This is a genomic window from Rathayibacter sp. PhB186 (assembly GCF_003751825.1).
Lineage (GTDB): Bacteria > Actinomycetota > Actinomycetes > Actinomycetales > Microbacteriaceae > Rathayibacter > Rathayibacter festucae.
The window spans coordinates 920,790-945,593 of record NZ_RJKO01000001.1; the positions used below are offsets into that span (position 1 = coordinate 920,790).

A 24,804-nucleotide genomic window follows, 5' to 3' on the forward strand; every position below is an offset into this window, starting at 1 on the left:
ACCCGGGCGCACGGCGGCTGAGCATTGCTGCCGTCGTGCGCCCCCGTGTCGGGGCCGTCAGGATGTGCCGACCCTCTCTAGGGTCACGGGCATGGCGATGTCCCGGACCACGCAGACGGCTCTCGATCTCATCGACGCGGTACGGGTCCCGGAGGGGATCGACCCGCGTCTCGCCCGCCAGGTCTCGCTCTCGCTGAGACTCCTTCTCGAATCCGACAGCTTCGGTCCGAGCGATCGGACGCTGCGCCGCCGCTCCCGCAGGCTGCGCGCCGGTCGCCTGGTCTGACGGCCCTGGCAGGAGCGCCTGCGTGACCTCGCAGGGGGCAGACAGCGCGCGCGCAGCGGTCTAGAGTTCGGGTCATCCGGTCCGCCGGACGCCCGCGGGGCCGAGCACGGGGACGACGCCGTCTCACGAGCCGGGCCCGCCGTCCGCTCGCACGACGAGCGACCGCTCCCTGCCGACGCTCAGCGCCGACGCCGTCTCGATGAGGAGACCGTCATGCCGTCCTTCCGCTCCACCCTGCTCGCCCTCGCCGCCTCCGTCGCCCTCGTGGGCGCCGCCGCCACCCCCGCCCTCGCCGATCACAACGCCGGAGCCAACCTCGACGGCTACGCCTCGACCGACATCTCGTCGAGCGGCTCCTGCTACTACGGCGCCCTCCTCACGGGCTCGCCCGACATCAGCCTCTCGACGACCAGCTACCGCTTCGTCCGCACCGGCGCCTCGCTGACGCTGGTCTGCTCCTACACGAGGATCCCGTCGTTCATCCCCGGCACCGAGCAGGGCGACGGCGGGGACTGGTACGCCCCGAAGAAGCCGACCCGCTACGTGGCCCAGGACGCCTGTCTGCCGCCGGGCGTCGACTCGGCCGGAGAGGAGTACCTCGACGATCCCGGTCGCGCGGTCGACAAGGTCGACGCGAAGACGCTGTTCTACCGCTCGACCATGACGATGGTCTGCTTCTGGGCCGACGACCCCACGCGCTGACCCGCAGGGGCGGCCGGCGGTGTCCCCTTCCGCCGGTCGCCCCGCCCCCGCGGCCACCCCTGCTGATCGCTCAGCCGCCATCGCAGGGCGAGGAGTCGACCGAGGTTCAGAGGGAGGTGGGTCTCGATACGCCCCTGCGGGGCTCCACGACCCGCAAGATCTGCGGCCTGTCTTCCAGTCGACCCGACTCTCGAGCAGCCCCTCCCCGCCACCGATCCCTGTTGGTCGAGTAGCCGCCGCCGGCGACGTACCGAGACCCCCCGCCGATCGAGCAGCTCCACCAGGCGCCCCGCCACCACCCCGCCCCGACAGGACACACCCGATGACCCACCGCCTCCAGCCCCACCAGAGCACGACCGTCCGCCTGGTCCGCTGGTTCCGCACCGTGGACGGCTGGCAGTCCGAGATCGTCCGCGGCCGCCTGCTCGAGCACCACGACGGCGTCTGGCGCCTGGTCTCGTTCGAGGACGGCGAGGAGCGCGAGTACCCCGACGCCGCCTGGTCCCTCTGCCACGAGTGATCTCGGCCGACGTCGGGAGGGGTGTCGAGCGCTGCTGCTCCGCCATGTCCACCGGCGCGCGTCACGCGGCGGTCGTGCTCGGGGGGCGGCGGGAGGAGTGGGCCCCGTCGGGCTCGAACCGACGACCCGCGGATTAAAAGTCCGCTGCTCTGCCAACTGAGCTAGAGGCCCGCGGCATCCAGGGTAGCGCCCCCGCGCGCCCGGACCGGCGTCGGGCATACCTGCCCAGGCACAGGCGTTACCCTCCTCGAACCCCCACGAAGCAGGACGCGTCCGCGCGTCCCGCCCGACCGCGGAAGGCGGCCCCATGACAGACGGCTTCCACAAGCCGACCAAGTTCCCCTCCCGCGTCTTCGAGGCGTTCCAGGGCGGGGAGGACCCGGCGCAGATCAGCCGGGTCGCCCACGAGACGGCGATCGCACTGCTCAGCCGGGTGCGCGAGGACCCGGATCCGGTGGTCATCGACCGCCTGGTCGAGTACACCGACCACAACGGCATCGACGCGCTCGCCGAGCTGTGGGCCCGCTCCAGCCCGTCCAGCCTCCCCGGCGCCCTCTGGCGCATCTACCTGCTGCGGCTCGTGATCCGGCAGGACCCGGAGAGCACGAGCTTCCTCTACCAGCGCGGCGTCGAGCTCTCGGCGACCATCGACCCGGTCGTCGCCGGCGCGGTCACGCCGACCGGCCCGGCCGAGATCACCGAGCTGGCCGACCGCATCCTCCGTGGCGTGTTCGACGGCGACTTCGCCGTCGCCCTCGACCGCGCGGCGGCGTTCTGCCGGGTGAGCGCCTCCGGTGCCGCCTCGGTGGCCGACGACGTCGAGCTGATCGACGGACCGCGGGCGAGCCAGCTGACCACCCGCGCCCTCCGCCTCTCGACCACCGCGGCCGAGCTGGTGAGCTGCGCACGCCTCTGGCGCAGCGACTCGCTCGAGTAGGAGCGGACTCCGCTACCCGATCGCGGCGCCCTGCGGCACCCCGCGTTCTCGCTCCGCGAACGCCCCTCGCGGGCCTGCGGGGGACAGCCGGTACACTGGTCGGAGCCGGATCGCAGTAACCCCGGGCTCCACTTATAGCCGCTTCGAGCGGCCTCGCGCCGAGAGGCGTTTCTGCGATCCGGCCCCTTCTCCTCTCGACAGCATCCCCAGCGGATCCCGGCGGCGAGCGAGGGCCCAGTGGCGGGCGGTTCGAGGCGCGAGTCCTCCCCTCCCGGCAGAGTCCCCGACAGACAGGCGACATCCGGAATGAAGAACCGCAGGGCACTCCGGATCGGCGCGCGGTGGTGGGCCGGGATCGCCCTCCTGGTGATCGCCGTCCTCCTCTTCCTCTCCGCCCCCGGCGTGGACGACGAGATCGGCGCCCTCCTCGGCAACGGCGTCGTCTTCTCGCAGGGCGCGCTGATGCGCACGCTCGCCGTGCTCGACACGGCCGCCGCGCTCTGGGTGCTCGTCCGTCCGCGCAGCTCCGCCGGTCTGACCGCGGCCCTCGTCGCCGTGATCGGACTGTGGCTCGCCCCGCGGATGGGCGCCGCGGCGCTGGTCGACCTGGGCGGCTTCGCTCTCGACGTCCGCTTCGTCGTCCTCCCCCTCGAAGTGTCGGTCGTGATAGCGGGACTCGCCGTGACAGCCTTCTGGATGACCCGGAATCTGAAGTCCCGGGCACGAGCAGGGCAGGGCGCATGAGCGACGACACCACCGCCGAGGGCACCGCCCCCGACCTCGGCGCTCTCCTCGAGCGGATCGCCGCGGGCGAGCAGGCCGCGTTCTCGCAGCTCTACGACCTCGTCGCCTCGCGCGTCCTCGGACTGATCACGCGGGTCCTGGTCGACCGCGCCCAGTCGGAGGAGGTGGCCCAGGAGGTCTTCCTCGAGATCTGGCAAACCGCTGGACGCTTCGCTCCGAATAAGGGAAGTGCGACGACCTGGATCCTCACGATGGCACACCGCAGGGCCATCGATCGGGTTCGCGCGGCCCAAGCGGGCCGTGATCGGGACGTCCGCATAGGAATCCGCGACCTCGGTCGCGACTACGACCAGGTCGCCGAGCAGGCGGAGGTGTCCCTCGAGCACGAGAAGGTCACCGCCGCCCTGGAGCGGCTGACCGAGCTCCAGCGGCAAGCGCTGCAGCTCGCGTACTACGGCGGCTACTCGCACAGCGAGATCGCCGGGATCCTGAACTGCCCCGTCGGTACCATAAAAACGCGCCTGCGCGACGGGATGATACGACTGAGAGAAGAGATGGGGGTGGCCCTGTGAACGACGTGCAACTCCCCGAAGATCCGCGCGAACTCGCAGCAGGACACGCACTCGGCATCCTCACCCCGGACGAGACCGCCCGGTACGAGAGATTCCTGGACGAGAATCCGGAGGCGCGCGGCGAGGCCGACGCGTTCTCGACCGTGGCCGACGCGCTGGCCGCCGACGCTCCGGCGGTCGCACCGTCGCCGGCCCTCAAGGCCGATCTGATGGCGCTGATCGCGACCACGCCCCAGCTGCCCCGCGACGACACCTCCGATGCTCCGGCCGAGGACCTCGCCGACCGGCGCGAAGCGGTCCCGACCCTGCACGCCGTCGAGCCCTCCGCGGCCGCCGCGAGCGGGCCGTCGGCCGTTGCGCCGTCCGCCACCGCGACCTCCGGCCGTCACGGCGCCGAGGCCCGCGCCCGCGGACGCTGGTTCACCCGCCCCGCCGTCTACCTCTCCGCCGCCGCCGCCGCGGCCGTCATCGTGGTCGGGGGAGTGGCGCTCCCGCCGCTGCTCACGCCCGATGCCGGGCAGAGCCAGCAGCTGACCGCGCTCGAGCAGATCCGCAGCGCTCCCGACGTGCAGGAGACGGCCGGAGCCGTCGCGACCGGCGAGACCGCGACCCTGGTCTGGTCGGCCTCGCTCGGCCGCTCGGCGCTCGTCGTCGACGACCTCGCGCCCCTGCCCGACGACAAGACCTACGAGCTCTGGTACATCGGCTCGTCCGGCCCGGTCTCGGCCGGCACCTTCGACGGGGGTGACGGCCGCACGGTCGCACCGCTCGAGGGCACGCTCGCCGAGGGCGCCGTCGTAGCGGTGACCGTCGAGGACGCGGGCGGCTCCGAGGCGCCGACCACGGACCCGATCCTGGCCATCGCGACCGCCTGACACCGCCACAGCATCGAGTGGAGAAGAGCCGCACTCCCCGAGGGGGTGCGGCTCTTCTGCGCTCCCCACCGGGGGCCGCCGGCTGCAGACGGCTCTCACGGGCTCCCGGACAGCAGAAGAGCCGCACCCCCGGGGGAGTGCGGCTCTCGTGCGTGCGGTCGGAGACTCAGCCGAAGCGGCCCGAGACGTAGTCCTCGGTCGCCTGGACGGACGGCCGCGAGAAGATCGTGGCGGTGTCGTCGTACTCGATGAGCTTGCCGGGCTTGCCGGTGCCCGCGATGTTGAAGAACGCGGTGCGGTCCGAGACCCGCGAGGCCTGCTGCATGTTGTGGGTCACGATGACGATCGTGTAGTCGTTCTTGAGCTCCTCGATCAGGTCCTCGATCGCGAGGGTCGAGATCGGGTCGAGGGCCGAGCACGGCTCGTCCATCAGCAGCACGTCGGGGGAGACGGCGATGGCGCGGGCGATGCACAGGCGCTGCTGCTGGCCGCCGGAGAGGCCGGAGCCGGGCTTCTCGAGCCGGTCCTTGACCTCGTTCCAGAGGTTCGCGCCCTGCAGCGACTTCTCGACGAGGTCGTCCGCGTCGGACTTCGAGATGCGGCGGTTGTTGAGCTTGACGCCGGCCAGCACGTTGTCGCGGATGGACATCGTCGGGAACGGGTTGGGGCGCTGGAAGACCATGCCCACCTGGCGGCGCACGAGCACCGGGTCGACACCCGGGCCGTAGAGGTTGTTGCCGTCGATCAGCACCTCGCCGTCGACGTAGGCGCCGGGGATGACCTCGTGCATGCGGTTCAGCGTGCGGAGGAAGGTCGACTTGCCGCAGCCGGAGGGCCCGATGAACGCCGTGACGGTGCGGGGCTCGATGGTGAGACCGACTCCCTCGACCGCGAGGAACTTGCTGTAGTAGACGTTGAGGTCGTTGACTTCGATGCGCTTGGACAACGGAGATCCTTAGGGTTAGCGGCCGAGCTTGGGGGCGAAGATGCGCGCGACCAGGCGAGCGAGCAGGTTGAGCAGCATGACGATCAGGATGAGGACCAGCGCGCCGGTCCAGGCCCGATCGATGTAGGCGGCGGCGTCGGCCCCCTGGTCGGCGTACTGGCGGAACACGTAGACCGGGAGGGTCATCATCCGGTCGTCGAACGGGTTGTAGTTCATCGACTGGGTGAACCCGGCGACGATGAGCAGCGGGGCGGTCTCGCCGATGACGCGGGCGATCGAGAGCATGACGCCCGTGACGATGCCGGCGATCGAGGTCGGCAGGACGATCTTCACGACGGTCAGCCACTTCGGCACGCCGAGGGCGAAGGACGCCTCGCGCAGCTCGTTCGGGACCAGGCGCAGCATCTCCTCGGTGGAGCGCACGACGACCGGGATCATCAGCACCGACAGCGCGATCGCGCCGCCGAAGCCCATCCGGATGCCGTCGCCGAAGAGGAGCACCAGCAGCGCGTAGGCGAAGAGGCCGGCGACGATCGAGGGGATGCCGGTCATCACGTCGACGAAGAAGGTGATGCCGCGGGCGAGAGCGCCCCGGCCGTACTCGACGAGGTAGATGGCCGTCATCAGGCCGATCGGGATCGAGATGACCGCGGCCAGCGCCGTGATGATCAGCGTGCCCACGATCGCGTGCAGCGCTCCGCCGCCCTCGCCGACGACGTTGCGCATCGAGGAGGTGAAGAAGAGGAGGTCGAAGCGCGCGGCGCCCGCGGTGACCGCGGTGTACATCAGCGAGATCAGCGGGATCAGCGCGACGACGAACGCGGCGGTGACCAGGGTGGTGACGACCCGGTCCGTCGCGCGGCGGGGTCCCTCGACCAGGCGGGCGAGGACGAAGACGGCGACCGTGTAGAGCACGGCGCCGAAGAAGACGGTGCCGACGACGTCGAAGCCCTGCGTGGTGCCGGTGACGGCGAGGAGGGCGTAGACGAGCGCCATCACGGCGATGCTGCCGACCAGGAGGGCGACGGGCGCCCACTTGGGCAGCTGGCCGCTGGTGAGCGTGTTGACCGGCGCAGGGACCGCGTCCTCGACGCGGCGCTGGCGGGGCGGAGTCATCGTGACCATCAGTTCGCTCCCGAGAAGGCCTTGCGGCGGTTGATGATGTAGCGCGCGAGCATGTTGACGAGCAGCGTGATGACGAAGAGCATCAGGCCGGAGGCGACGAGCTCGTTGACCTTCAGGCCGTAGGCCTCGGGGAAGCTCAGCGCGATGTTCGCGGCGACGGTGTTCGAGTTCGTCGACTGCAGCAGCGCGAAGTTCACGACGAAGGACGGCGAGAGCACGATGGCGACCGCCATCGTCTCGCCGAGCGCGCGGCCGAGGCCGAGCATCGACGCGGAGATGATGCCGGGGCGGCCGAAGGGCAGGACCGCCGTGCGGACCATCTCCCAGCGGGTCGCGCCCAGGGCGAGCGCGGCCTCCTCGTGCAGCGTCGGCGTCTGGAGGAACACCTCGCGCGAGATCGCCGTGACGATCGGCAGGATCATGACCGCGAGCACGAGGGCGACGGTGAGGATCGTGCGGCCGGTGCCGGAGACCGGGCCGTTGAAGAGCGGGAACCAGCCGGAGGCGTCCGTGAGGAACGCGTAGAACGGCTGGACGAAGGGGGCGAGCACCGTGATGCCCCAGAGGCCGAAGACGACCGACGGCACGGCGGCCAGCAGGTCGATCACGTAGCCGAGGCCCTGCGCGAGCTTGCGCGGGGCGTAGTGCGAGATGAAGAGCGCGATCCCGATCGCGATGGGGACCGCGATCACCATCGCGAGCCCGGCGGCGTAGACGGTGCCGAACACGAGCGGGCCGACGTAGGACCAGAAGCCCGCTCCGCCGGAGATCGTGTCGGGGGACGCCGTGAGGGCCGGGATCGACTGGACGACCAAGAAGAGGGCGACGGCGGCGAGGATGACGAGGATCAGCGCGCCGGAGGCGACTGCCGTTCCGGAGAAGATCCGGTCTGCGGGCCGCTGCTTCGCCTTGATGGCGCCGACGGGCCGCTCTGCGGTGGTCATGTGGGTGTCCCTGCGTTCGGTGTGGGGGAGGGGGCCGAGCCGTGACGCGGCCCCGGACCGGCTGGGGTCCGGGGCCGCGTCATGAGGGGGAGGTTACTTGATCGACTCGATGGCCGTCGCGACCTGGGTCGACAGCTCGGACGAGAGCGGCGCGGCGCCGGCGGAGGTGGCGGCCTCCTGCTGGCCCTCCTCGCTGGTCACGTAGCCGAGGTACGCCTTGACGAGCTCGCCCGTCGCGGCGTCCTGGTACTCCTGGCAGGCGACGAGGTAGCTCACCAGGACGACCGGGTAGACGCCGGACTCCTCGGAGGCGTAGTCGATCTCGTAGACGATGTCGTTCTCGGGACGGTCGGTCGCCTCGGGGGACGCGTCGACGATCGCGGCAGCGGCCTCGGGCGAGTAGGCGACGAAGTCGTCGCCGACCTTCACCTTGGCGGTGCCCAGGCTGCCGGCGCGCGAGGCGTCGGCGTAGCCGATGGTGTTCTGGCCGTTGGTGACGGTGTCGATGACGCCCGAGGTGCCCTGGGCCGCCTCGCCGCCCTCGTAGGGCCAGACTCCGTCGGGCTCGGCGTCCCACACGGTGGGCGCGGTCGCGTTGAGGTACGCGGCGAAGTTCTCGGTGGTGCCCGAGTCGTCCGAGCGGTGCACGGCGGTGATGTTCGAGGACGGGAGCGTCGCGTCGGGGTTCAGCGCGGCGATCTCGGGGGCGTTCCAAGTGGTGATGGTGCCCTTGAAGATGCCCGCGATGGTGGCGGCGTCGAGGTTCAGCTCGTCGAGGCCCTCCACGTTGAAGACGATCGCGATCGGCGAGATGTAGGCCGGGACGTCGATGGCGGAGGTGCCGTCGACGCACTTGCCGAAGGAGCCGTCGAGCTCCTCGAGCTTCAGCGCGCGGTCCGAGCCGGCGAAGTCGGCGCCGCCGGCGATGAAGGCCTCACGGCCCGCGCCGGAGCCGTCGGGGGAGTAGTTGACGGTGACGCCGGTGTTCGCCTGCTGGAAGGCGGAGACCCAGGCCTCCTGGGCGGAGCCTTGCGAGGAGGCGCCGATGCCGTTGAGGGTGCCCTCGAGGGTGCTGGCGGAGCCGGAGGAGGACGAGTCGCCGGTGGCGGCGGGCCCCTCGTTGGCAGCACAGGAGGTCAGCGTGATGGCTGCGACGGCGGCGATGACGGCCGCCTGGCCGAGACGCGAGAAACGCACAAGTATCCCTTTCGGGTAGGAAAGCAGGGGGATGGACGGGCTTGGTGCGGCCCGCCAGCGAGAGTACGGAGGGGTCGTGTCCTGGCCCCGTCCGCTCGGTGAACGCGCGGTGAACGACGAGCCGCCCTCAGGCGCCGCCGAGCGCGGAGGAGCAGTATTCGCGCGGCAGGTCTGCGTCCCGCGCGCGGGCTCACTCGAGCGGTGCGTGCGTCTCGATCGCGACGATGCCGGAGCCCGGGTGCTCGACCGAGAGGTGCACCACGGCGAAGCCGCCGGTCGGCAGGTCGGAGGCCTCCTCGAGGTACGGGCCGATCGGGGTCGCGGTGGCCAGTGCCAGCTCGCGCAGGATCTCGGGGATCACCGGACCGTGGCTGCAGAGCACGGCGCTCTTGCGCGCGCGGACCCGCTTGCCGACGACGGAGCGGACGTCGGCGGTGCCGTGCTCGTGCGCGTCCTGGCTGAGGTCCTCCGAGAGGCGGACCGGCCGCTTGAGCAGCGCGGAGAGCGGAGTGATCGTGGTGCGGCAGCGCTTCGCCGTGCTCGAGACCAGCCGGCGGGGCCGCCACGCGGCGACGGCGCGGCCGGCCGCGGCCGCCTCCTCCTCGCCGCGGCGGTTGAGGCGCCGGGTCGAGTCGCGACCGTCCCAGGAGGACGCGGGGACCGCCTTCGCGTGCCGGAGCACCACGACCGCGAAGGTGTCGTGGGTGCCGCGCGAGACGATCCGCGCGAACTCGTCGACGATCTCGATGTCGTGCGGGTAGGTCAGGTAGCTGCGAGCGCGCTTGATCGTGACCCACTCGAGCGCCTCGACCTCGCGGTTCGGCACGAAGTCCGAGGCGAGCACCGCCTTCTCGGTCACCCGTGCCGCCCAGTAGTGCACGGTCTTCGGTCGCCCGTTCGGCAGCGCGTACTGCACGGTGCCGAGCGGCACTCCGAGCGCGACCGCGAACCCGGTCTCCTCGCGGATCTCCCGCACCGCGGTCTCCGGCAGCGATTCGCCCGGATCGACCTTGCCCTTGGGCAGGCTGACGTCCTTGCGGTGCGGCCGGTGGATCACCAGGACGTGCAGACGCCCCTCGATGATCCGCCAGCACACCGCGCCGGCTGCGTAGACGGTCCCCGTCACGGCGTCAGCGGGTGGAGGCTCGGGAGCCGGTCCGCGTCGCCGTGCGCTTGCGATGCGTGATGTGCGCCATCAGCCGGTTCTGCAGATCGGAGAGGGGTGCGCCGTCCTCGTCGAGGTGGTGCCGCGTCCAGATCCCGTCCGGGCCGAGCCACCAGGAGGCGGTCTTCTCGTCCATCGCGCGGTCGAACATGTCGGCGATCTCGCTGAGGTGCGCCGGCTCGACGATCCGCACCAGCGCCTCGACGCGGCGGTCGAGGTTGCGGTGCATCATGTCGGCGCTGCCGATGAAGACCTCGGGCTCGCCGCCGTTGACGAAGCTGAAGATGCGGGAGTGCTCGAGGTAGCGCCCGAGGATGGAGCGGACGCGGATGGTCTCCGAGAGTCCCTCCTGCCCGGGCTTCAGCCCGCAGATGCCGCGGACCCAGACGTCCACGGGCACGCCGGCCTGGCTCGCCCGGTAGAGCGCGTCGATCACCGACTCGTCGACGATCGAGTTCATCTTGATCCGGATGCCGGAGGGGCGGCCGGCGCGGGCGTTCTCGGTCTCGGCCGCGATCCGCTTCAGCAGTCCCTTGCGCAGGTGGCGCGGCGCGACCAGCAGGCGCTTGAACTTCTTCTCGATCGCGTAGCCGGAGAGCTCGTTGAAGAGGCGGGTGAGGTCCTTGCCGACCTCGGGGTCGGCGGTCAGCAGGCCGAGGTCCTCGTAGATCCGCGAGGTCTTCGGGTTGTAGTTGCCGGTGCCGATGTGGGAGTAGTGCCGCAGCACCCCGCCCTTCTCCTGGCGGATGACCAGCGCGAGCTTGCAGTGGGTCTTCAGCCCGACGAGGCCGTAGACCACGTGGACGCCGGCCTTCTCGAGCTTGCGCGCCCAAGAGATGTTGGCCTTCTCGTCGAAGCGCGCCTTGATCTCGACGAGGGCGAGCACCTGCTTGCCGGACTCCGCGGCGTCGATCAGCGCCTCGACGATGGGGGAGTCGCCCGAGGTGCGGTACAGCGTCTGCTTGATCGCCAGCACGTCCGGGTCGGCCGCGGCCTGCTCGAGGAACGCCTGGACGCTCGTCGCGAAGGACTCGTAGGGGTGGTGCAGCAGCACGTCGCCGCGGGAGACCGCCTTGAAGATGTCCTGGCGCTGGTTCGGCTCGCTCGGCGAGAGCTGCACGGCCGTCGTCGGGACGTGGTTGGGGTACTTGAGGTCCGGCCGGTCGATCTTCTGCAGGCTGAACAGGCCACCGAGGTCGAGCGGCGCGGGGAGCTTGTAGACCTCCTGCGTGGTGATGTCGAGCTCGCGGACGAGGAGCCCGAGGGTCTCGTCGTCCATGTCGTCGGTCACCTCGAGGCGGATGGGCGGGCCGAACCGGCGGCGGAGGAGCTCCTTCTCGAGCGCCTTGATCAGGTTCTCGGTCTCGTCCTCGTCGACCTCGACGTCCTCGTTGCGGGTGACCCGGAAGACGTGGTGGTCGAGGATCTCCATGCCCGGGAAGAGGTCGTCGAGCTGGTTCGCGATCAGGTCCTCGAGCGAGATGAAGCGCATCGGCTCACCGGGAGCGGCGACGCCGGCGATCCGGACGAAGCGCGGCAGCATCTGCGGCACCTTGAGGCGGGCGAACTCGGTCTTCTGCGTCTTCGGGTTGCGCACGCGCACCGAGAGGTTGAGCGAGAGCCCCGAGATGTAGGGGAACGGGTGCGCCGGGTCGACGGCCAGCGGCATCAGCACGGGGAAGACCTGCGCCGAGAAGTAGTCGTCGAGCACCTCGCGCTCGGCGTCGCTGAGCTCGCTCCAGCGGACGATGTCGATCCCGGCGTCGCGGAGGGCCGGCTCGACGAGCTCCTTGAAGGCGCGCGAGTGCCGCTGCTGCAGCAGGTGCGCCTTCTCGGAGATGTCGGTCAGCACGTCGACCGGCACCCGGCCGATGTTGGTCGGCAGTGCGAGGCCGGTGAGGATGCGGCGCTTCAGCCCGGCGACGCGGACCATGAAGAACTCGTCGAGGTTGGAGGAGAAGATCGCGAGGAAGTTGGCCCGCTCGAGCGCGGGCACCAGCGGGTCCTCGGCCAGCTCGAGCACGCGCTGGTTGAACGCCAGCCAGCTCAGCTCGCGGTCGAGGTAGCGGTCGTCCGGGAGCAGGGGGTCGGAGTGACCCTCCTCCTCCTCGTCGAAGTCGTCGTCGAGCTCGTCGCTCAGGCCGTCTTCGAGAATCAGGTTGTCGCCGTCCATGCGACCATCCTGGCACCGCGCCGGACGCGCCCGCGCCGCCCGTGGTGAATGCCGGGTGAACCCGGCCTGGGGAGGAGACTCGGAGCCAGTGCGCCGCTCAGCGCACCGCGGGGCGGCGGTGCAGGTACTGCACGTCGACGGCGGCGTCGGTGAAGCCGAGCGAGCGGTACAGCGCCACGGCGGAGCGGTTCTCGGCCTCGACGTAGAGGTCCGCGACGGTGCAGCCGCGCTCGAGCATCCGGGCGAGTCCCGCCCCGAGGAGCGTCCGCCCGAGCCCGCGACCGGCGGTCTCGGGCGCCACGCCGAGGACGTAGATCTCGCCCGTGGTCGACTCGGGCTCGATCTTCAGCCAGTCGTAGCCGACGAGCGCGCCGTCGGCGCCGCGGAGCAGGAGGAAGTCCTCGTCGTGGTACCAGGGCTCGGCCCGGCGCGCGGCCAGGTCGTCCTCGGTGATCCGCCCCTGCTCGGGGTGCGCGGCGAAGACCCGGGCGTTGAGGGCGACCCACTCGGCCGGCTCGAGGTCGCGGGCGTCCGAGAGCGCGAAGCCCTCGGGCACGCTCACCTTGGGCGCGACGAGCGGGTCGAGCGCGAGGTGCAGCAGCGTCCGCACCGGTGCGAAGTCGTGCGAGGCGGCGAGGGCCCTGGCCGCCGGGTGATCGCCGTGCGCCCAGGCGAGCAGTCCGGTGCGTCCGCTGGCGAGCACCTGGTCGAGGACGGCGCGGCCGAAGCCGACGCCGCGCCACTCCGGATCGACGACGAACTCCAGCTCGCCCTGGCCGAGCACGGCGGCCGCCACCACGACGTCGGCGCGCAGGCCGACGAGGAGCGTGCGCGACCCGGCCCGCGCGTCGATCAGGGTCTGATCGCTGAACGGGGGCCGGCCGTCGAACCAGGCGGCCCGGCCGATCAGGTGCTCGAGCCCCGCGGCGACGGCGGGATCGGCCAGGTTCTCAACCGAGAGATTGAGCGACTCGTTCATTGTCCTCTTCGTACACGTTGAAGCGGTATCCGACGTTGCGGACCGTCCCGATGAGCGATTCCAGATCGCCGAGCTTGGCGCGCAGTCGCCGCACGTGCACGTCGACCGTGCGGGTGCCGCCGAAGTAGTCGTAGCCCCAGACCTCGCTGAGCAGCTGCTCGCGGGTGAAGACGCGCGACGGGTGCGTCGCGAAGAACCGCAGCAGCTCGAACTCCTTGAAGGTGAGGTCGAGCGGGCGCCCGTGCACCTTCGCGGAGTAGCTGGCCTCGTCGATCACGACGCCGGACGCCTGGATCCGCGAGGTCGACTGCTCCTGAGCGAGCCGGCCGATGACCAGCCGGATGCGGGCGTCGACCTCGGCGGGGCCGGCCGAGTCGAGGATGACGTCGTTCACGCCCCAGTCCGCGGAGACCGCGGTGAGACCGCCCTCGGTGAGGATGAGGATGAGCGGGACGTTGATCCCGGTGGTGGTCAGGATCTTGCAGAGCGACTTCGCGCTGGCCAGGTCCTGCCGGGCGTCGACGAAGATGAGGTCGCAGCTCGGGGCGTTCACGAGGTGCGCCGGCTCCGCCGGGATCTGCCGGGTCTTGTGGCTGAGCAGGCCCAGTGCGGGGAGGACCTCCGAGCCACCGGCTGAGGTCAGTATCAACAACTGCGCCACGGATCCTCCAGGATTGGTCTCCGGCAATACTAGCGGCGGGTCGGAGAGGCCGATTCCCTGGGGCACAATTGAGGGATGGGCAGGGATCGTGCGGGAGTGGCAGCGGTCTGGGTGCTCGCCCTCCTCGGCTCCGTCGTCACCCTGGTGATCGCCCCGGCCGGCTCGCAGCAGCTCTGGCTGGCGCTGACCTTCGGCGGCTGCGTCCTCGCGACCTTCGCCGTCCAGCTCGCCGTGGCGAAGGCGGACGGCTACCTGGTGCGCACGATGACGAGCGTCGTCGGCGCGATGGTCGTCGTCGCGGTCGCCAGCGGCATCGCCGCCCTCACCTCGCTCTGATCGGGCCTCCTCCACCCCGTCGCGTCGGTGCCGCCGGATAGGATGGGGTCATGCTTCTCGCCCTCGAACTCTTCTATCTCGGACTGCTCGGGCTCGCCTCCCTCGCGATCGCGTGGGTCTCCGGCGTGGTCGTCTACAAGCTCTACCGCGGCCAGCGCTAGCCGCCGCCGGAGCAGGTTTGATCTCCCTCCCCTCGGGCCTCCCGCCCGAACTCGTCCCGCTCTCCTGGCTGCTCGGCGTCTGGGAGGGGTCGGGCGTCATCGACTACGCCGTCGGCGACGACTCCGTGCAGGCCGAGTTCGGCCACCGCGTGAGCTTCAGCTACGACGGCCTGCCCTACCTCAACTACAGCTCGTACACCTGGCTGCTCGAGGACGACAGCGAGGTGGGCCACCGGCCGCTCGTGAGCGAGATGGGCTACTGGCGGCTCAGCCGCCCGCTCACCGACGCCGACGCCGGTCCCGCCATGCTGCCGGGCCGCGGTGCGCCCGCGTTCCCCGACGCCGAGTCGGTCGAGACGCTGCGCAACGGCGCGGGCGGCTTCGACATCGAGGTGTCGCTGGTGCACCCCGACGGCGTCAGCGAGCTGTACCTCGGCCAGGTCAAGGGCCCGCGGATCGACCTCGCGACCGACGCCGTCATGCGCACCGCCGCCGCGAAGGACTACGCGGCCGCCACCCGCCTCTACGGCCTCGTCGACGACCACCTGCTCTGGGCCTGGGACATCGCCGCGCTCGGCCAGGGGCTCCGCACCCACTCCTCCGGAAGGCTCGCCCGTGTCGAATGAGACCGCGTCCTCGGAGCGCCTGCCGATCTCCCCGCTCCTGTCGGTCTCGGGCGCCGTCGTCGGGACCAGTGCGGCCGAGCCCGGCGTCGCCGCTCACTACGGCGAGCCGTTCCGCGAGCAGCGGGCGCTCGCCGCGGGCACCGCGATCGTCGACCTCTCGGGCCGCGGCGTCGTCACCGTCACCGGCCCGGACCGCCTCACCTGGCTCGACTCGCTGACCAGCCAGGCGCTCGCCCGCCTCGCCCCCGGCGACTCGGCCGAGACCCTGCTGCTGGACCCGTCCGGGCGGATCGAGCACCTCATCCGCATCGTCGACGACGGCGAGAGCGCCTGGCTCCTCCTCGACCGCGACGAGACGCCGGGACTCGCGGCCTGGCTCGACCGGATGCGCTTCATGCTCCGCGTCGAGATCGCCGACCGCACCGCCGAGTTCGCGACGCTCGCGACCCTCGGCGACGGCCCTGCGACCGTGCTCGTCCTCGAGCTCGCGGGGGAGTCCGGCGTCAGCTGGCTCGACCCGTGGGCGCAGGTGCAGCCCGGCGGCTGGCAGTACGCCACCGCTCCCACGCATCCCGCCGCCGGCTGGACCGCCCGCGAGACCCTCGTGCCGCGCGCGGCGCTCGACGGGCTCGAGTCCCGGGCCCGCGCGGCGGGCGTGGCGCTCGCCGGCTCCGACGCCCTCGAGGCGCTCCGCATCGCCGCCTGGCGCCCGCGGCACGCCACCGAGGTCGACGACCGCTCGATCCCGCACGAGCTCGACCTGCTCCGCTCCTCGGTCCACCTGGCCAAGGGCTGCTACCGCGGGCAGGAGACGGTCGCCAAGGTGCACAACCTCGGCCACCCGCCCCGCCGCCTCGTGCTGCTGCAGCTCGACGGCTCCGACTCGGCGCTGCCCGGCCACGGCGACGTCGTCACGGCGCTCAAGGGCGGCGAGCCGGTCGAGGTCGGCACCGTCACCGCGAGCGCCTGGCACTACGAGGAGGGCCCCATCGCCCTCGCCGTCGTCAAGCGCTCGGTCCCCGTCGACCTCGAGCTCACCGTGCTGGCCGGCGAGATCCGCGTCTCCGCCGCCCAGGAGGTCGTCGTGCCGCCGGGCGCCGGCGCCGAGGCGGGAGTGCCCCGCCTGCCCCGCCTCGGGGCAGCGACCAGGTAGGCCACGCCGTGGTGGCCGCAGGACCCGCTCGGCGGGACCGGGCGGCCGCGCGGATCCGGGCGCTCGTCCGCCTCGACGACGTCCGGCCCGGCCGGGGCGTCGCGCGCGCCGTGGCCTCGCTGCCCGCGGTGCTGCAGATCGTCCTCGCCGCGATCCTCGCCTACTCCGTCTCGCGCTTCGTCTTCGGGCACCCCGCCCCGGTGCTGTCGCTGACGGCGACCATCTCGAGCCTGGGCATCGCGCGCGACACCCGGCCGAAGCAGGTCGCCGAGACCGCGATCGGCATGCTGATCGGGATCACCGCGAGCGAGGTGCTGCTGCTGCTCTGGGGCACCGGCGTCTGGCAGCTGGCCGTCGTGCTCGGGATCGTCTTCACCGTGGGGCGGGCGCTCTCGCCGTCCCCCGGCTTCGCCGTCGCGGCCGGCACGCAGGCGATGCTGGTGATGATCCTGCCCGCGCCCGACGGGGGAGTGTTCACCCGGAGCCTCGACGGGCTGGTCGGCGGACTCGCCGCGCTGCTGTGCACCGCGATCGTGCCGCGCAACCCGCTCCGGGCGGCGCGCGCCGAGGCGCGGCGGCTGGTGTCGGCACTGGCGGAGACGATCGACGCGCTCGCCGACGCGCTCCGCCGGGGCGACCAGGCGGCCTCCGCGGCGGCGCTGGAGCGCGTCCGCGGCACGCAGCCGGTGATCGACGGCTGGACGGCCGCCCTCGACTCGGCGATCGGCGTCGCGCGGATCTCGCCGTTCGTCCGGCGGCACCGCGCCGAGCTGGAGCGGCAGCGCACGATGCTCGCCGCGCTCGACCTCGCGACGCGCAACCTCCGCATCGTCGCGCGGCGCACCGACTTCCTGGTCGGCGACGCCGTGCCGCGGCCGGCGCTCGCCGACGTGGTCGCGGACGTCGGCCCGGGGATCGCCCTGCTCGGCCGGGCCGTCATGGAGCCTTCTGTGCTCGCGCTCGCGCGTCAGGACCTCGTGCTGCTCGCGACGACCCTCGACCCGCAGGCGCTGATCCCCGAGGCGCGGCTGGCGGAGAAGACGCTGCTGGTCATCCTCCGCCCGCTCGTCGTCGACCTGCTGACGGCGACCGGGGCGAGCTCGGCCGAGGCGAGAGCCGCGCTGCCCGAGCTCGCCTGACCGGCCGGGCTCCTCCGGCGCTCACGCGTTGGTGGCGTCCTGCACCTCGCCCACGAGCTCTTCGATGATGTCCTCGAGGAAGAGGACGCCGGTGGTGCGGCCCTCGGCGTCGACCACCCGGGCGAGGTGCGCGCCGGTGCGCCGGAGCGCGGCGAGCGCGTCCTCCAGCTCGTCGCCGGCCGAGACCGCGGCGAGCCGGCGGATCCGCTTGCGCGGCACCGGCACCTCGGTCGCGTCGAGGTCGGAGACGTCCTTGAGGTGCAGGTAGCCGCCGGGCAGTCCGTCGCCGTCCGCGAGCAAGTAGCGCGAGTAGCCGTGCTCGGCCACTGCGCGGCGCACGTCCGCGGGCGTGGTCTCTGCCGGCAGCAGCACCATCCGCTCGAGCGGGACCGCGACGTCGGCGACCCGCTTGGTCGTGAACTCGAACGCCGCCGTGACGGTGCCGGACGCGTCGACCAGCACGCCCTCGCGGGTCGACTGGCGGACGATCGAGGCGACCTCGTCGAGCGTGAAGGCGCTGGTCGCCTCGTCCTTCGGCTCCACCCGCACCAGGCGGAGGATGCCGTTGGCGACCGCATTCAGCGACCAGATCACCGGCTTCACCAGGCGCGAGACGAGCACGAGCGGCGGAGCGAGGAGCAGCGCGGCCCGGGTCGGCACCGAGAACGCCAGGTTCTTCGGCACCATCTCACCGAACACGACGTGCAGGAAGGTGACGAGCAGCAGCGCGGCGACGAACGCGATCACGCCGATCGCCTCCGCGGACAGCGCCGTGAAGCCGAGCGGGATCTCGAGCAGGTGGTGGATCGCCGGCTCGGAGACGTTGAGGATGACCAGCGAGCAGACGGTGATGCCCAGCTGGCTCGTCGCGAGCATCAGGGTGGCGTGCTCCATCGCCCACAGGGTGGTCTTCGCCGCGCGGCTGCCCGCATCGGCCCGCGGCTCGATCTGCGAGCGGCGCGCGGAGATGACGGCGAACTCGGCGCCGACGAAGAAGGCGTTGACGATCAGCAGGACCACGAGCCAGGCGATCCCGGGCAGGTACTCACTCATGGACGGCCCCCTCGGCTCGGAGCGCGGCGACGCCGACGGCATCGCCTCCGTCGGGATCGCCTTCGCCGGCGGCCGGGGTGAAGCGGACGCGGTCGACGCGGTGGGCGGCGACGCGGTCGACCCGCAGCACACCGCCGGCTACGGCGACCTCGTCGCCGAGCTCGGGCACGCGTCCCAGCGTCGAGGCGAGGAAGCCCGCGACCGTGTCGTAGTCCTCGCCCTCGGGCACCACGGCGCCGAGGCGCTCCGCGACCTCGTCAGGGCGCAGCTCGCCGCCGAAGGTCGCCGAGCGGCCGGAGCGGACGACGCCGGCGCGGCTGCGATCGTGCTCGTCCTCCAGCTCGCCGACGATCTCCTCGACGAGGTCCTCGAGCGTCACGACGCCCGCGGTCCCGCCGTACTCGTCGACGACGACCGCGATCGCGAGGCCGCTGCCGCGCAGGGGAGCGAGCAGGGCGTCGGCGCGCGCGGTCTCGGGGACGCGCATCGGCGCGATCATCAGCGACTCCGCGGTCGCCTGCGCCCGGTCCTCCGGTGCCAGTGCGAAGGCGTGCTTGACGTGCAGGACACCGCGGACGTCGTCGGAGTCGCGGCCGATGACAGGGAAGCGCGAGAACCCGGTGCGGTTCGCGAGCCGGACCACGTCCTCCGCGGTGCTCGCGAGCGGGACGGAGGCCATCCGGACCCGCGGCGTCATCACGTCGGCGACGCTGCGGCTCGAGAAACGGAGCGTGCGGTGCAGCAGGTCCGCGTGGTCGCTGTCGAGCGTGCCCTCGAGCACCGAGCGGCGCACCAGCGAGCCGAGCTCGTCGGCGCTGCGGGCGCCCGAGAGCTCCTCCTTGGGCTCGATGCCCATCGCGCGGATCAGGGCGTTGGCCGTGTTGTTGAAGAGCAGGATCACGGGCTTGAAGACCGTGGTGAAGAGGATCTGGAACGGCACGACGACCTGCGCGGTCCTCAGCGGCAGCGCCAGCGCGAAGTTCTTGGGGACCAGCTCGCCGATCACCATCGAGAAGACCGTCGCCAGCAGGACGCCGACGACCGTGCCGATGCCCGGCACGATCTCGGCCGGGATCCCGAGCGAGCGCAGCGGGTCGCCGAGCAGCGAGCTGATCGCGGGCTCGAAGGTGTAGCCGGTGAGCAGCGTGGTGAGCGTGATGCCCAGCTGCGCGCCGGAGAGATGGGTGGAGGTGATCCGCAGGGCGGAGATCGTCGGGTCGAGGCGCTTCTCACCGCGGGCGCGGCGCTCCTCCAGCTCGTTGCGGTCGAGGTTGACCAGCGCGAACTCGGAGGCGACGAAGAGACCGGTGCCGACGGTGAGGAGGAGGCCGATGACGATGCCGAGCCATTCAGGCACCCGCGGCACCGCCGATCAGGGTCGAGGTCGGTGCGGCAGGCGAAGGTTCAGGGGGAGGGTCGTCCATGGGGCATGAGGGTAACGACCTTAAATATGAGAATGCTCACAGGAGGGACGGGGCCGGGTCGAGCGGAGCCACCGCCTCCCACGCGACGGTCACCTCCCCGAGCCGCCACCGCCGCCGGCCGCCGAGGATCGGCCACTCGCCGCGGAGCGACTCGACGGCGGCGATCCAGCGCTGCGTCGGCCCGTAGACGGCGAGCGGGGCGGCGTGCAGCCAGGCCCGCTCGAGCGCGAGCAGGAAGGCGTGCACCGGCTCGCCCGCGACGTTGCGGTGGATCAGCGCCTTCGGCAGCCGCTCCGCCGCGATTATCGGCGAGGGCACGGCGCCGAGCCGGAGCGACAGCGAGAGCGAGCGCGGCCCCTCGCGGCCGATCTCGATCCAGGTGCAGATCCGGCCGATCTCGTCGCAGGTCCCCTCCACCAGCACGCCGTCGGGGGTCAGCCGGTCGGTCATCGTCCGCCACGCCTCCGCCACCGCGGACTCGTCGTACTGCCGGAGGACGTTGAAGGCGCGGATCACGCTCGCCCGCTGCCGCCCGGGCAGAGGGACCTCGAAGCCGCCGCGCTCGAAGCGCACCCGCGCATCGGCCGGGAAGGCGGTACCCCCTTGGCGGATCCGCTCCAGCTGTCGTCGCGCTGTCTCGACGCGGGCCGGCTCGATCTCGAAGCCGACCACGTCGACGCCGGGCGCCGAGCGGACGAGGCGGCGGTGCAGCTCGAGCGTGGTGACCGCGCTCGCGCCGAAGCCGAGGTCGACGACGACGGGCTCCGGGGTGGTGCGCAGCACCGGCAGCTCGGCCAGCCGGCGGTCGACCCGGCGGAGGCGGTTCGTGCCCGTCGTGCCGCGGGTGACGGCTCCGATCGGCATGGTCTCCAGCGTATCCGTGGGCGCAGGGGCCGCCTCTAAGCTGGACGCATGTCCGAGACCTACACCCTCATCCTCGTGCGCCACGGCAACAGCGAGTGGAACCAGAAGAACCTGTTCACCGGCTGGGTCGACGTGCGGCTGACCGAGCAGGGCGTCGCGGAGGCGACTCGCGCCGGCGAGCTGCTGGTCGAGGCGGAGCTGCACCCCGACGTCGTGTACACCTCCCGCCAGACGCGTGCGATCCAGACCGCGAACATCGCGCTCGAGACGGCCGACCGCCTCTGGATCGACGTGAAGCGCTCCTGGCGCCTGAACGAGCGCCACTACGGCGCGCTGCAGGGTAAGGACAAGGCGCAGACCCTCGCCGAGTACGGTCCCGAGCAGTTCATGACCTGGCGCCGCTCGTTCGACGTGCCGCCGCCCCCCATCGACGACGAGGACCAGTACTCGCAGGCGCACGACGAGCGCTACGCCGACCTCGGCGACGACCTGCCCCGCACCGAGTCGCTCAAGCTGGTCATCGAGCGGATGCTGCCGTACTGGGAGTCGGACATCAAGCCGGATCTCGCCTCGGGCAAGACCGTCATGATCACCGCGCACGGCAACTCGCTGCGCGCCCTGGTGAAGACCCTCGACGGCATCTCCGACTCGGACATCGCCGAGCTGAACATCCCGACCGGCATCCCCCTCGTCTACACCCTCGACGAGAACTTCGAGCCGATCGGCGAGGCCCGCTACCTCGACCCCGAGGCCGCCGCCGCCGGCGCCGCCGCCGTCGCCGCCCAGGGCGCCAAGAAGTAGCCCACCCCTCGCACCCCCGCACGGCCCGCCGGAGTCCCGACTCCCGCGGGCCGTCCGCGTCCGTCCCCTCGCACTCGCCCGACGCTGGATCTCGATACGCACGCTGCGCGCGCTACTCGATCACCATGAACGAGCCAGGTCGCGGTACGCGCCCCTCGCACGCTGGTCGAGCAGCCGCGGCACGCGGCGTACCGAGACCCCGCCTCCGTACGACGGCGGATCTCGATACGCACGCTGCGCGCGCTACTCGATCAGCATGGACGAGCCGGGTCGCGGAACGCCCCCGTTGCATGCCGGCGCACTTCGATCAGCATGAACGGAGGTACTCACACACCGACGCCCGAGCGCGGAGAGTCGAGACCAGCCGCCCCTTGCAAGGCGAACGGGCGAATCGCGTGCCAGCGATTCGTCCTAGCCGTTCGCGCCCCGCTCCGCGGAACGCGCCCACGCGACCTGCCGACCGCGGTCGATGTCGCGCTCGCGCGACATCGACGAGACGGCGCAGTGGCTCAGCCCCAGTCGCCCGAGATCAGGTACTGGACCTTCTTCGCGATGGACACCGCGTGGTCGGCGAAGCGCTCGTGGTAGCGGCTGGCGAGGGTGGCGTCGACGGTGTCGGCGGCCTGGCCCTTCCACGCCTCGCTGAGGACCTTGTCGAAGACGCTGACGTGCAGCTCGTCGATCTTGTCGTCCTCGTCGCGGATCTCCTCCGCGAGGCGGGGGTCCTGCGTGCGCAGCAGCTCGGTGAGCTTGTGCGCGACGACGACGTCGAGGCGGCCCATCTCGACGAAGGTCGGGCGGAGCGACTTCGGCACGACCTTGTCGGGGAAGCGGTAGCGGGAGAGCTGGGCGATGTGCTCGGCGATGTCGCCCATCCGCTCGAGCGAGGCGCTGATCCGCAGTGCGGACACGACGGTCCGCAGGTCGCGGGCGACGGGGCCCTGGCGGGCGAGGATGTCGATCGCGAGCTCGTCGAGGCTGATGGCCAGCTCGTCGATGCGGGCGTCGCTGGCGATGACCTCCTCGGCGAGGGACACGTCGGAGTGGTTGAACGCCTGGGTCGCCTTCTCGATCGCGATCTCGACGAGTCCGGAGATCTCGACGAGCCGATCCTGGACCTCGGCCAGCTCCTGCTGGAAAACTTCGCGCATCTTCTTCTCGACCCTCTCTGCGGCACGCACGGAGACCGGTGCCGATCCGCGCCGCGCACGGCGCTGCGACTGCACCAGTCCGGCGCAGGCGCAGCCATGATGACCACGGCAGGTTAACGAACGGTGCCGAGCGTTTGAACAGTACTCGACCCGCGACCCGTCGCCGGGCATCCGGTAGGGAGACGCGCGGTGGATGGATAGCCTGGGAGCGTGGATCCGGGCCTGATCGTCGTGCTGTCGCTCGTTCTCGGCATCGTCATCGGGATCGTCCTCACCAGTGTCGTCACCCTCGCCGCGCGCCAGGGCCGGATCGCCGCGGAGGTCGTCACCGTCGGCCTGCCCGAGGGCATCGGCGCGATCATCGACGCCGTCGGCGCTCCCGCGTTCGTGACCGACCCCTCCCACAACGTGCTGAAGGCGTCCGCCCGCGCGATCTCGCTCGGCCTCGTCTCCCAGGACACGCTCCTCCACCCGGACCTCGTCGCGATCGTCGACCGGGTGCGCCGCTTCGGCGACGACATCGAGCAGGACCTGGAGCTGGCGACGAGCCCGCTCTCGGACGCCGCGGTCACCCTCGTCGTGCACGCCACGCGGCTCGGCTCCCGCTTCGTCCTCGTCCTCGCCGAGGACCACACCGAGGCCCGCCGGCTGGAGGCGGTCCGCCGCGACTTCGTCGCCAACATCTCGCACGAGCTGAAGACGCCGATCGGCGCGGTCGGCCTGCTCGCCGAGGCCCTCGACTCCGCCGCCGACGACCCGAAGCAGGTCCGCCGGTTCGCGCACCGCCTCACCCAGGAGTCGCACCGCCTCGCGAAGATCACCCGCGAGATCATCGAGCTCTCCCGCCTGCAGTCGGCGGACGTCGCCGGCTCCGCCGAGGTCGTCCGCGTCGACGACATCGTGGTCGCCGCGCTCGAGACGACGCACGTGATGGCGGAGTCGCACGACGTCACCCTCGTCAAGGGCGGGATGAAGAAGGCGTACGTCGCCGGCCAGGAGAAGATGCTCGTCTCGGCGCTGCACAATCTGCTGGCCAACGCCATCCAGTACTCCCCGCCCGGCTCCCGCGTCGGGATCGGCGTCCGCTCCACCGGCGGCGTCGTCGAGATCGCCGTCACCGACCAGGGCATCGGCATCCCCGAGGAGGACCTCGACCGCGTCTTCGAGCGCTTCTACCGCGTCGACCAGGCCCGCTCCCGCCACACCGGCGGCACCGGGCTCGGCCTCAGCATCGTCAAGCACGCCGTGCAGAACCACGGCGGCGACGTCCGCGTCTGGTCCAAGCCGGGCCGCGGCAGCACCTTCACCATCCGACTCCCCGAAGTAGACCCGGCCAGGACGCCCTTCGCGTCCGCCGCCCCGATAGGAGACACCGCGTGACCAGCATCCTGCTCGTCGAGGACGAGAGCGCCCTCAGCGAGCCGCTCAGCTACCTGCTCGAACGCGAGGGCTACGACGTCACCGTCGCCGAGGACGGGCTGCGCGCCGTCGCCGCCTTCGACGAGGGCGAGTACGACCTGATCCTGCTCGACCTCATGCTCCCCGGCATGCCCGGCACCGAGGTGTGCCGCGAGATCCGCACCCGCTCCGCGATCCCGATCATCATGGTCACCGCGAAGGACTCCGAGGTGGACATCGTCGTCGGACTCGAGCTCGGCGCCGACGACTACGTCACCAAGCCGTACTCGACCCGCGAGCTGCTCGCCCGCATCCGCGCCGTCCTCCGCCGCCGCACCGAGGACCCGGGGGAGGAGCGCATCGTCGTCGCCGGCCCCGTCCGCATGGACATCGAGCGCCACACCGTCGAGGTCGACGGCGTCGAGACCCCGATGCCGCTCAAGGAGTTCGAGCTCCTCGAGATGCTGCTCCGCAACGCCGGCCGCGTCCTCACCCGCGGCCAGCTGATCGACCGCGTCTGGGGCAGCGACTACTTCGGCGACACCAAGACCCTCGACGTCCACGTCAAGCGCATCCGCTCCAAGATCGAGAAGACACCCAAGGAGCCGGTGCTCCTGGTGACTGTCCGCGGCCTCGGCTACCGCTTCGACGCCTGAGATCGCGGGGCCTGGCGGGGGCGTCTGCGGCGTTGTCGTCGGTTGCGATACCGCCGGTATCGCGCCCTCCTCCGCCTTGCAGCCACCCCCGCCAGGCCCCGCGATCACGTGCTGACGTCGGGGGCGGCGAACCGCCGTCTGCAGACGTGCAGGCGCTGATTTGGCCGTCGCAGTGCGACGAGCGGTCAGAGGGGCCGTCGCTGCGCGACGAGCGGT

26 protein-coding genes and 1 tRNA gene are annotated in these 24,804 nt (G+C 71.7%); 14 read left to right on the forward strand and 13 right to left on the reverse strand.

Annotation, left to right across the window (positions count from 1 at the left end; all coding sequences use genetic code 11):
• Window positions 1-91 precede the first annotated feature (91 nt).
• The 3 genes from EDF45_RS04345 to EDF45_RS04355 all read left to right on the forward strand — a co-directional run bounded on the left by EDF45_RS04345 (window position 92) and on the right by EDF45_RS04355 (window position 1,508).
• Window positions 92-286: a hypothetical protein gene (locus EDF45_RS04345; RefSeq protein WP_123735089.1), complete on the forward strand. Its 195-nt coding sequence runs from the start codon at window positions 92-94 to the stop codon at window positions 284-286.
• Window positions 287-499: 213 nt separating this feature from the next.
• Window positions 500-988 carry a hypothetical protein gene (locus EDF45_RS04350; RefSeq protein ID WP_123735090.1) on the forward strand — a complete coding sequence of 163 codons (489 nt, stop codon included), beginning with the start codon at window positions 500-502 and terminating at the stop codon, window positions 986-988.
• Between the two features lie 322 nt (window positions 989-1,310).
• Window positions 1,311-1,508, forward strand: coding sequence for a hypothetical protein (locus EDF45_RS04355; protein WP_123735091.1), 198 nt, complete (start codon window positions 1,311-1,313; stop codon window positions 1,506-1,508).
• A gap of 98 nt (window positions 1,509-1,606) precedes the next feature.
• Here the strand turns inward: EDF45_RS04355 and EDF45_RS04360 are convergent.
• A tRNA-Lys gene (locus tag EDF45_RS04360) sits at window positions 1,607-1,679 on the reverse strand.
• Between the two features lie 136 nt (window positions 1,680-1,815).
• On the opposite strand from EDF45_RS04360, the gene EDF45_RS04365 reads away from it, so the two are divergent.
• The 4 genes from EDF45_RS04365 (at window position 1,816) to EDF45_RS04380 (ending at window position 4,636) form a co-directional block, all read left to right on the forward strand.
• The gene (locus EDF45_RS04365) at window positions 1,816-2,445 is read left to right on the forward strand and encodes a DNA-directed RNA polymerase subunit beta (RefSeq protein WP_123445137.1); all 630 of its coding nucleotides are present in this window, start codon (window positions 1,816-1,818) and stop codon (window positions 2,443-2,445) included.
• A gap of 306 nt (window positions 2,446-2,751) precedes the next feature.
• Window positions 2,752-3,189: a hypothetical protein gene (locus tag EDF45_RS04370; RefSeq protein ID WP_123735092.1), complete on the forward strand. Its 438-nt coding sequence runs from the start codon at window positions 2,752-2,754 to the stop codon at window positions 3,187-3,189.
• Window positions 3,186-3,761, forward strand: a complete 576-nt coding sequence (sigK, locus tag EDF45_RS04375; protein WP_123445139.1) for an ECF RNA polymerase sigma factor SigK — start codon at window positions 3,186-3,188, stop codon at window positions 3,759-3,761. Before EDF45_RS04370 ends, sigK begins: the two co-directional genes overlap by 4 nt.
• Window positions 3,758-4,636 (forward strand): anti-sigma factor, encoded by an 879-nt coding sequence (locus EDF45_RS04380; protein ID WP_123735093.1) that lies wholly within the window; start codon window positions 3,758-3,760, stop codon window positions 4,634-4,636. Before sigK ends, EDF45_RS04380 begins: the two co-directional genes overlap by 4 nt.
• A 166-nt stretch (window positions 4,637-4,802) precedes the next feature.
• Here EDF45_RS04380 and pstB read toward each other — a convergent pair whose 3' ends face one another.
• The 8 genes from pstB to EDF45_RS04420 all read right to left on the reverse strand — a co-directional run bounded on the left by pstB (window position 4,803) and on the right by EDF45_RS04420 (window position 13,826).
• Window positions 4,803-5,582 (reverse strand): phosphate ABC transporter ATP-binding protein PstB, encoded by a 780-nt coding sequence (gene pstB, locus EDF45_RS04385; RefSeq protein ID WP_123445141.1) that lies wholly within the window; start codon window positions 5,580-5,582, stop codon window positions 4,803-4,805.
• A gap of 15 nt (window positions 5,583-5,597) precedes the next feature.
• Entirely contained in the window at window positions 5,598-6,707 is a 1,110-nt protein-coding gene (pstA, locus tag EDF45_RS04390) for a phosphate ABC transporter permease PstA (RefSeq protein ID WP_397459993.1), read from the reverse strand.
• A complete protein-coding gene (gene pstC, locus EDF45_RS04395) occupies window positions 6,707-7,651 on the reverse strand; it encodes a phosphate ABC transporter permease subunit PstC (RefSeq protein WP_123735094.1) in 945 nt (314 codons plus the stop codon). The genes pstA and pstC overlap by 1 nt, the downstream gene beginning before the upstream one ends.
• A gap of 93 nt (window positions 7,652-7,744) precedes the next feature.
• A complete protein-coding gene (locus EDF45_RS04400) occupies window positions 7,745-8,848 on the reverse strand; it encodes a phosphate ABC transporter substrate-binding protein PstS (protein WP_123735095.1) in 1,104 nt (367 codons plus the stop codon).
• Window positions 8,849-9,038: 190 nt separating this feature from the next.
• Window positions 9,039-9,974 carry an NUDIX domain-containing protein gene (locus EDF45_RS04405; protein WP_123735096.1) on the reverse strand — a complete coding sequence of 312 codons (936 nt, stop codon included), beginning with the start codon at window positions 9,972-9,974 and terminating at the stop codon, window positions 9,039-9,041.
• Window positions 9,975-9,978: 4 nt separating this feature from the next.
• Window positions 9,979-12,186 (reverse strand): RNA degradosome polyphosphate kinase, encoded by a 2,208-nt coding sequence (locus EDF45_RS04410; RefSeq protein ID WP_123735097.1) that lies wholly within the window; start codon window positions 12,184-12,186, stop codon window positions 9,979-9,981.
• A 97-nt stretch (window positions 12,187-12,283) separates the two neighbouring features.
• Window positions 12,284-13,165: a mycothiol synthase gene (gene mshD / locus EDF45_RS04415; RefSeq protein WP_123735098.1), complete on the reverse strand. Its 882-nt coding sequence runs from the start codon at window positions 13,163-13,165 to the stop codon at window positions 12,284-12,286.
• On the reverse strand, window positions 13,137-13,826 hold the full coding sequence (locus EDF45_RS04420) for a winged helix-turn-helix domain-containing protein (RefSeq protein ID WP_123445147.1): 690 nt from the start codon (window positions 13,824-13,826) through the stop codon (window positions 13,137-13,139). Before EDF45_RS04420 ends, mshD begins: the two co-directional genes overlap by 29 nt.
• A 75-nt stretch (window positions 13,827-13,901) precedes the next feature.
• On the opposite strand from EDF45_RS04420, the gene EDF45_RS04425 reads away from it, so the two are divergent.
• The 4 genes from EDF45_RS04425 to EDF45_RS04440 all read left to right on the forward strand — a co-directional run bounded on the left by EDF45_RS04425 (window position 13,902) and on the right by EDF45_RS04440 (window position 17,241).
• On the forward strand, window positions 13,902-14,162 hold the full coding sequence (locus EDF45_RS04425) for a hypothetical protein (protein WP_132435964.1): 261 nt from the start codon (window positions 13,902-13,904) through the stop codon (window positions 14,160-14,162).
• Window positions 14,163-14,340: 178 nt separating this feature from the next.
• Window positions 14,341-14,949 (forward strand): FABP family protein, encoded by a 609-nt coding sequence (locus EDF45_RS04430; protein WP_123702239.1) that lies wholly within the window; start codon window positions 14,341-14,343, stop codon window positions 14,947-14,949.
• Window positions 14,939-16,102, forward strand: a complete 1,164-nt coding sequence (locus tag EDF45_RS04435; protein ID WP_397459994.1) for a folate-binding protein YgfZ — start codon at window positions 14,939-14,941, stop codon at window positions 16,100-16,102. Before EDF45_RS04430 ends, EDF45_RS04435 begins: the two co-directional genes overlap by 11 nt.
• 8 nt (window positions 16,103-16,110) lie before the next feature.
• Entirely contained in the window at window positions 16,111-17,241 is a 1,131-nt protein-coding gene (locus EDF45_RS04440) for an aromatic acid exporter family protein (RefSeq protein ID WP_123735099.1), read from the forward strand.
• Between the two features lie 21 nt (window positions 17,242-17,262).
• On the opposite strand, the gene EDF45_RS04445 is transcribed toward EDF45_RS04440, so the two are convergent.
• From EDF45_RS04445 to EDF45_RS04455, 3 genes are all read right to left on the reverse strand, one after another.
• Window positions 17,263-18,294, reverse strand: a complete 1,032-nt coding sequence (locus EDF45_RS04445; protein WP_123735584.1) for a hemolysin family protein — start codon at window positions 18,292-18,294, stop codon at window positions 17,263-17,265.
• Complete coding sequence (locus EDF45_RS04450) at window positions 18,287-19,651, reverse strand: hemolysin family protein (RefSeq protein WP_123735585.1); 1,365 nt, start codon at window positions 19,649-19,651, stop codon at window positions 18,287-18,289. Before EDF45_RS04450 ends, EDF45_RS04445 begins: the two co-directional genes overlap by 8 nt.
• Before the next feature lie 103 nt (window positions 19,652-19,754).
• A complete protein-coding gene (locus tag EDF45_RS04455) occupies window positions 19,755-20,582 on the reverse strand; it encodes a class I SAM-dependent methyltransferase (protein WP_123735100.1) in 828 nt (275 codons plus the stop codon).
• Window positions 20,583-20,630: 48 nt separating this feature from the next.
• Here EDF45_RS04455 and EDF45_RS04460 point away from each other — a divergent pair, with 48 nt between their 5' ends.
• Complete coding sequence (locus EDF45_RS04460; protein WP_123735101.1) at window positions 20,631-21,383, forward strand: phosphoglyceromutase; 753 nt, start codon at window positions 20,631-20,633, stop codon at window positions 21,381-21,383.
• 509 nt (window positions 21,384-21,892) lie between these two features.
• Here the strand turns inward: EDF45_RS04460 and phoU are convergent.
• Window positions 21,893-22,534: a phosphate signaling complex protein PhoU gene (gene phoU / locus EDF45_RS04465; RefSeq protein WP_123445152.1), complete on the reverse strand. Its 642-nt coding sequence runs from the start codon at window positions 22,532-22,534 to the stop codon at window positions 21,893-21,895.
• A gap of 210 nt (window positions 22,535-22,744) precedes the next feature.
• Here phoU and EDF45_RS04470 point away from each other — a divergent pair, with 210 nt between their 5' ends.
• Together EDF45_RS04470 and EDF45_RS04475 are read left to right on the forward strand one after the other, a co-directional pair.
• Window positions 22,745-23,914 (forward strand): cell wall metabolism sensor histidine kinase WalK, encoded by a 1,170-nt coding sequence (locus tag EDF45_RS04470; RefSeq protein WP_123445153.1) that lies wholly within the window; start codon window positions 22,745-22,747, stop codon window positions 23,912-23,914.
• On the forward strand, window positions 23,911-24,588 hold the full coding sequence (locus tag EDF45_RS04475) for a response regulator transcription factor (RefSeq protein ID WP_123445154.1): 678 nt from the start codon (window positions 23,911-23,913) through the stop codon (window positions 24,586-24,588). The genes EDF45_RS04470 and EDF45_RS04475 overlap by 4 nt, the downstream gene beginning before the upstream one ends.
• Window positions 24,589-24,804 lie beyond the last annotated feature (216 nt).

Excerpts from the sequence above, each read along its gene's own strand:
- EDF45_RS04410 (WP_123735097.1), bottom strand. The coding sequence starts at position 12,186 with ATGGACGGCGACAACCTGATTCTCGAAGACGGCCTGAGCGACGAGCTC.
- EDF45_RS04460 (WP_123735101.1), top strand. The coding sequence starts at position 20,631 with ATGTCCGAGACCTACACCCTCATCCTCGTGCGCCACGGCAACAGCGAG.
- phoU (WP_123445152.1), bottom strand. The coding sequence starts at position 22,534 with ATGCGCGAAGTTTTCCAGCAGGAGCTGGCCGAGGTCCAGGATCGGCTC.
- EDF45_RS04455 (WP_123735100.1), bottom strand. The coding sequence starts at position 20,582 with ATGCCGATCGGAGCCGTCACCCGCGGCACGACGGGCACGAACCGCCTC.
- EDF45_RS04425 (WP_132435964.1), top strand. The coding sequence starts at position 13,902 with ATGGGCAGGGATCGTGCGGGAGTGGCAGCGGTCTGGGTGCTCGCCCTC.
- mshD (WP_123735098.1), bottom strand. The coding sequence starts at position 13,165 with ATGAACGAGTCGCTCAATCTCTCGGTTGAGAACCTGGCCGATCCCGCC.
- EDF45_RS04345 (WP_123735089.1), top strand. The coding sequence starts at position 92 with ATGGCGATGTCCCGGACCACGCAGACGGCTCTCGATCTCATCGACGCG.
- EDF45_RS04370 (WP_123735092.1), top strand. The coding sequence starts at position 2,752 with ATGAAGAACCGCAGGGCACTCCGGATCGGCGCGCGGTGGTGGGCCGGG.
- EDF45_RS04445 (WP_123735584.1), bottom strand. The coding sequence starts at position 18,294 with ATGAGTGAGTACCTGCCCGGGATCGCCTGGCTCGTGGTCCTGCTGATC.
- pstA (WP_397459993.1), bottom strand. The coding sequence starts at position 6,707 with ATGGTCACGATGACTCCGCCCCGCCAGCGCCGCGTCGAGGACGCGGTC.
- EDF45_RS04355 (WP_123735091.1), top strand. The coding sequence starts at position 1,311 with ATGACCCACCGCCTCCAGCCCCACCAGAGCACGACCGTCCGCCTGGTC.
- EDF45_RS04350 (WP_123735090.1), top strand. The coding sequence starts at position 500 with ATGCCGTCCTTCCGCTCCACCCTGCTCGCCCTCGCCGCCTCCGTCGCC.
- EDF45_RS04365 (WP_123445137.1), top strand. The coding sequence starts at position 1,816 with ATGACAGACGGCTTCCACAAGCCGACCAAGTTCCCCTCCCGCGTCTTC.
- sigK (WP_123445139.1), top strand. The coding sequence starts at position 3,186 with ATGAGCGACGACACCACCGCCGAGGGCACCGCCCCCGACCTCGGCGCT.
- pstC (WP_123735094.1), bottom strand. The coding sequence starts at position 7,651 with ATGACCACCGCAGAGCGGCCCGTCGGCGCCATCAAGGCGAAGCAGCGG.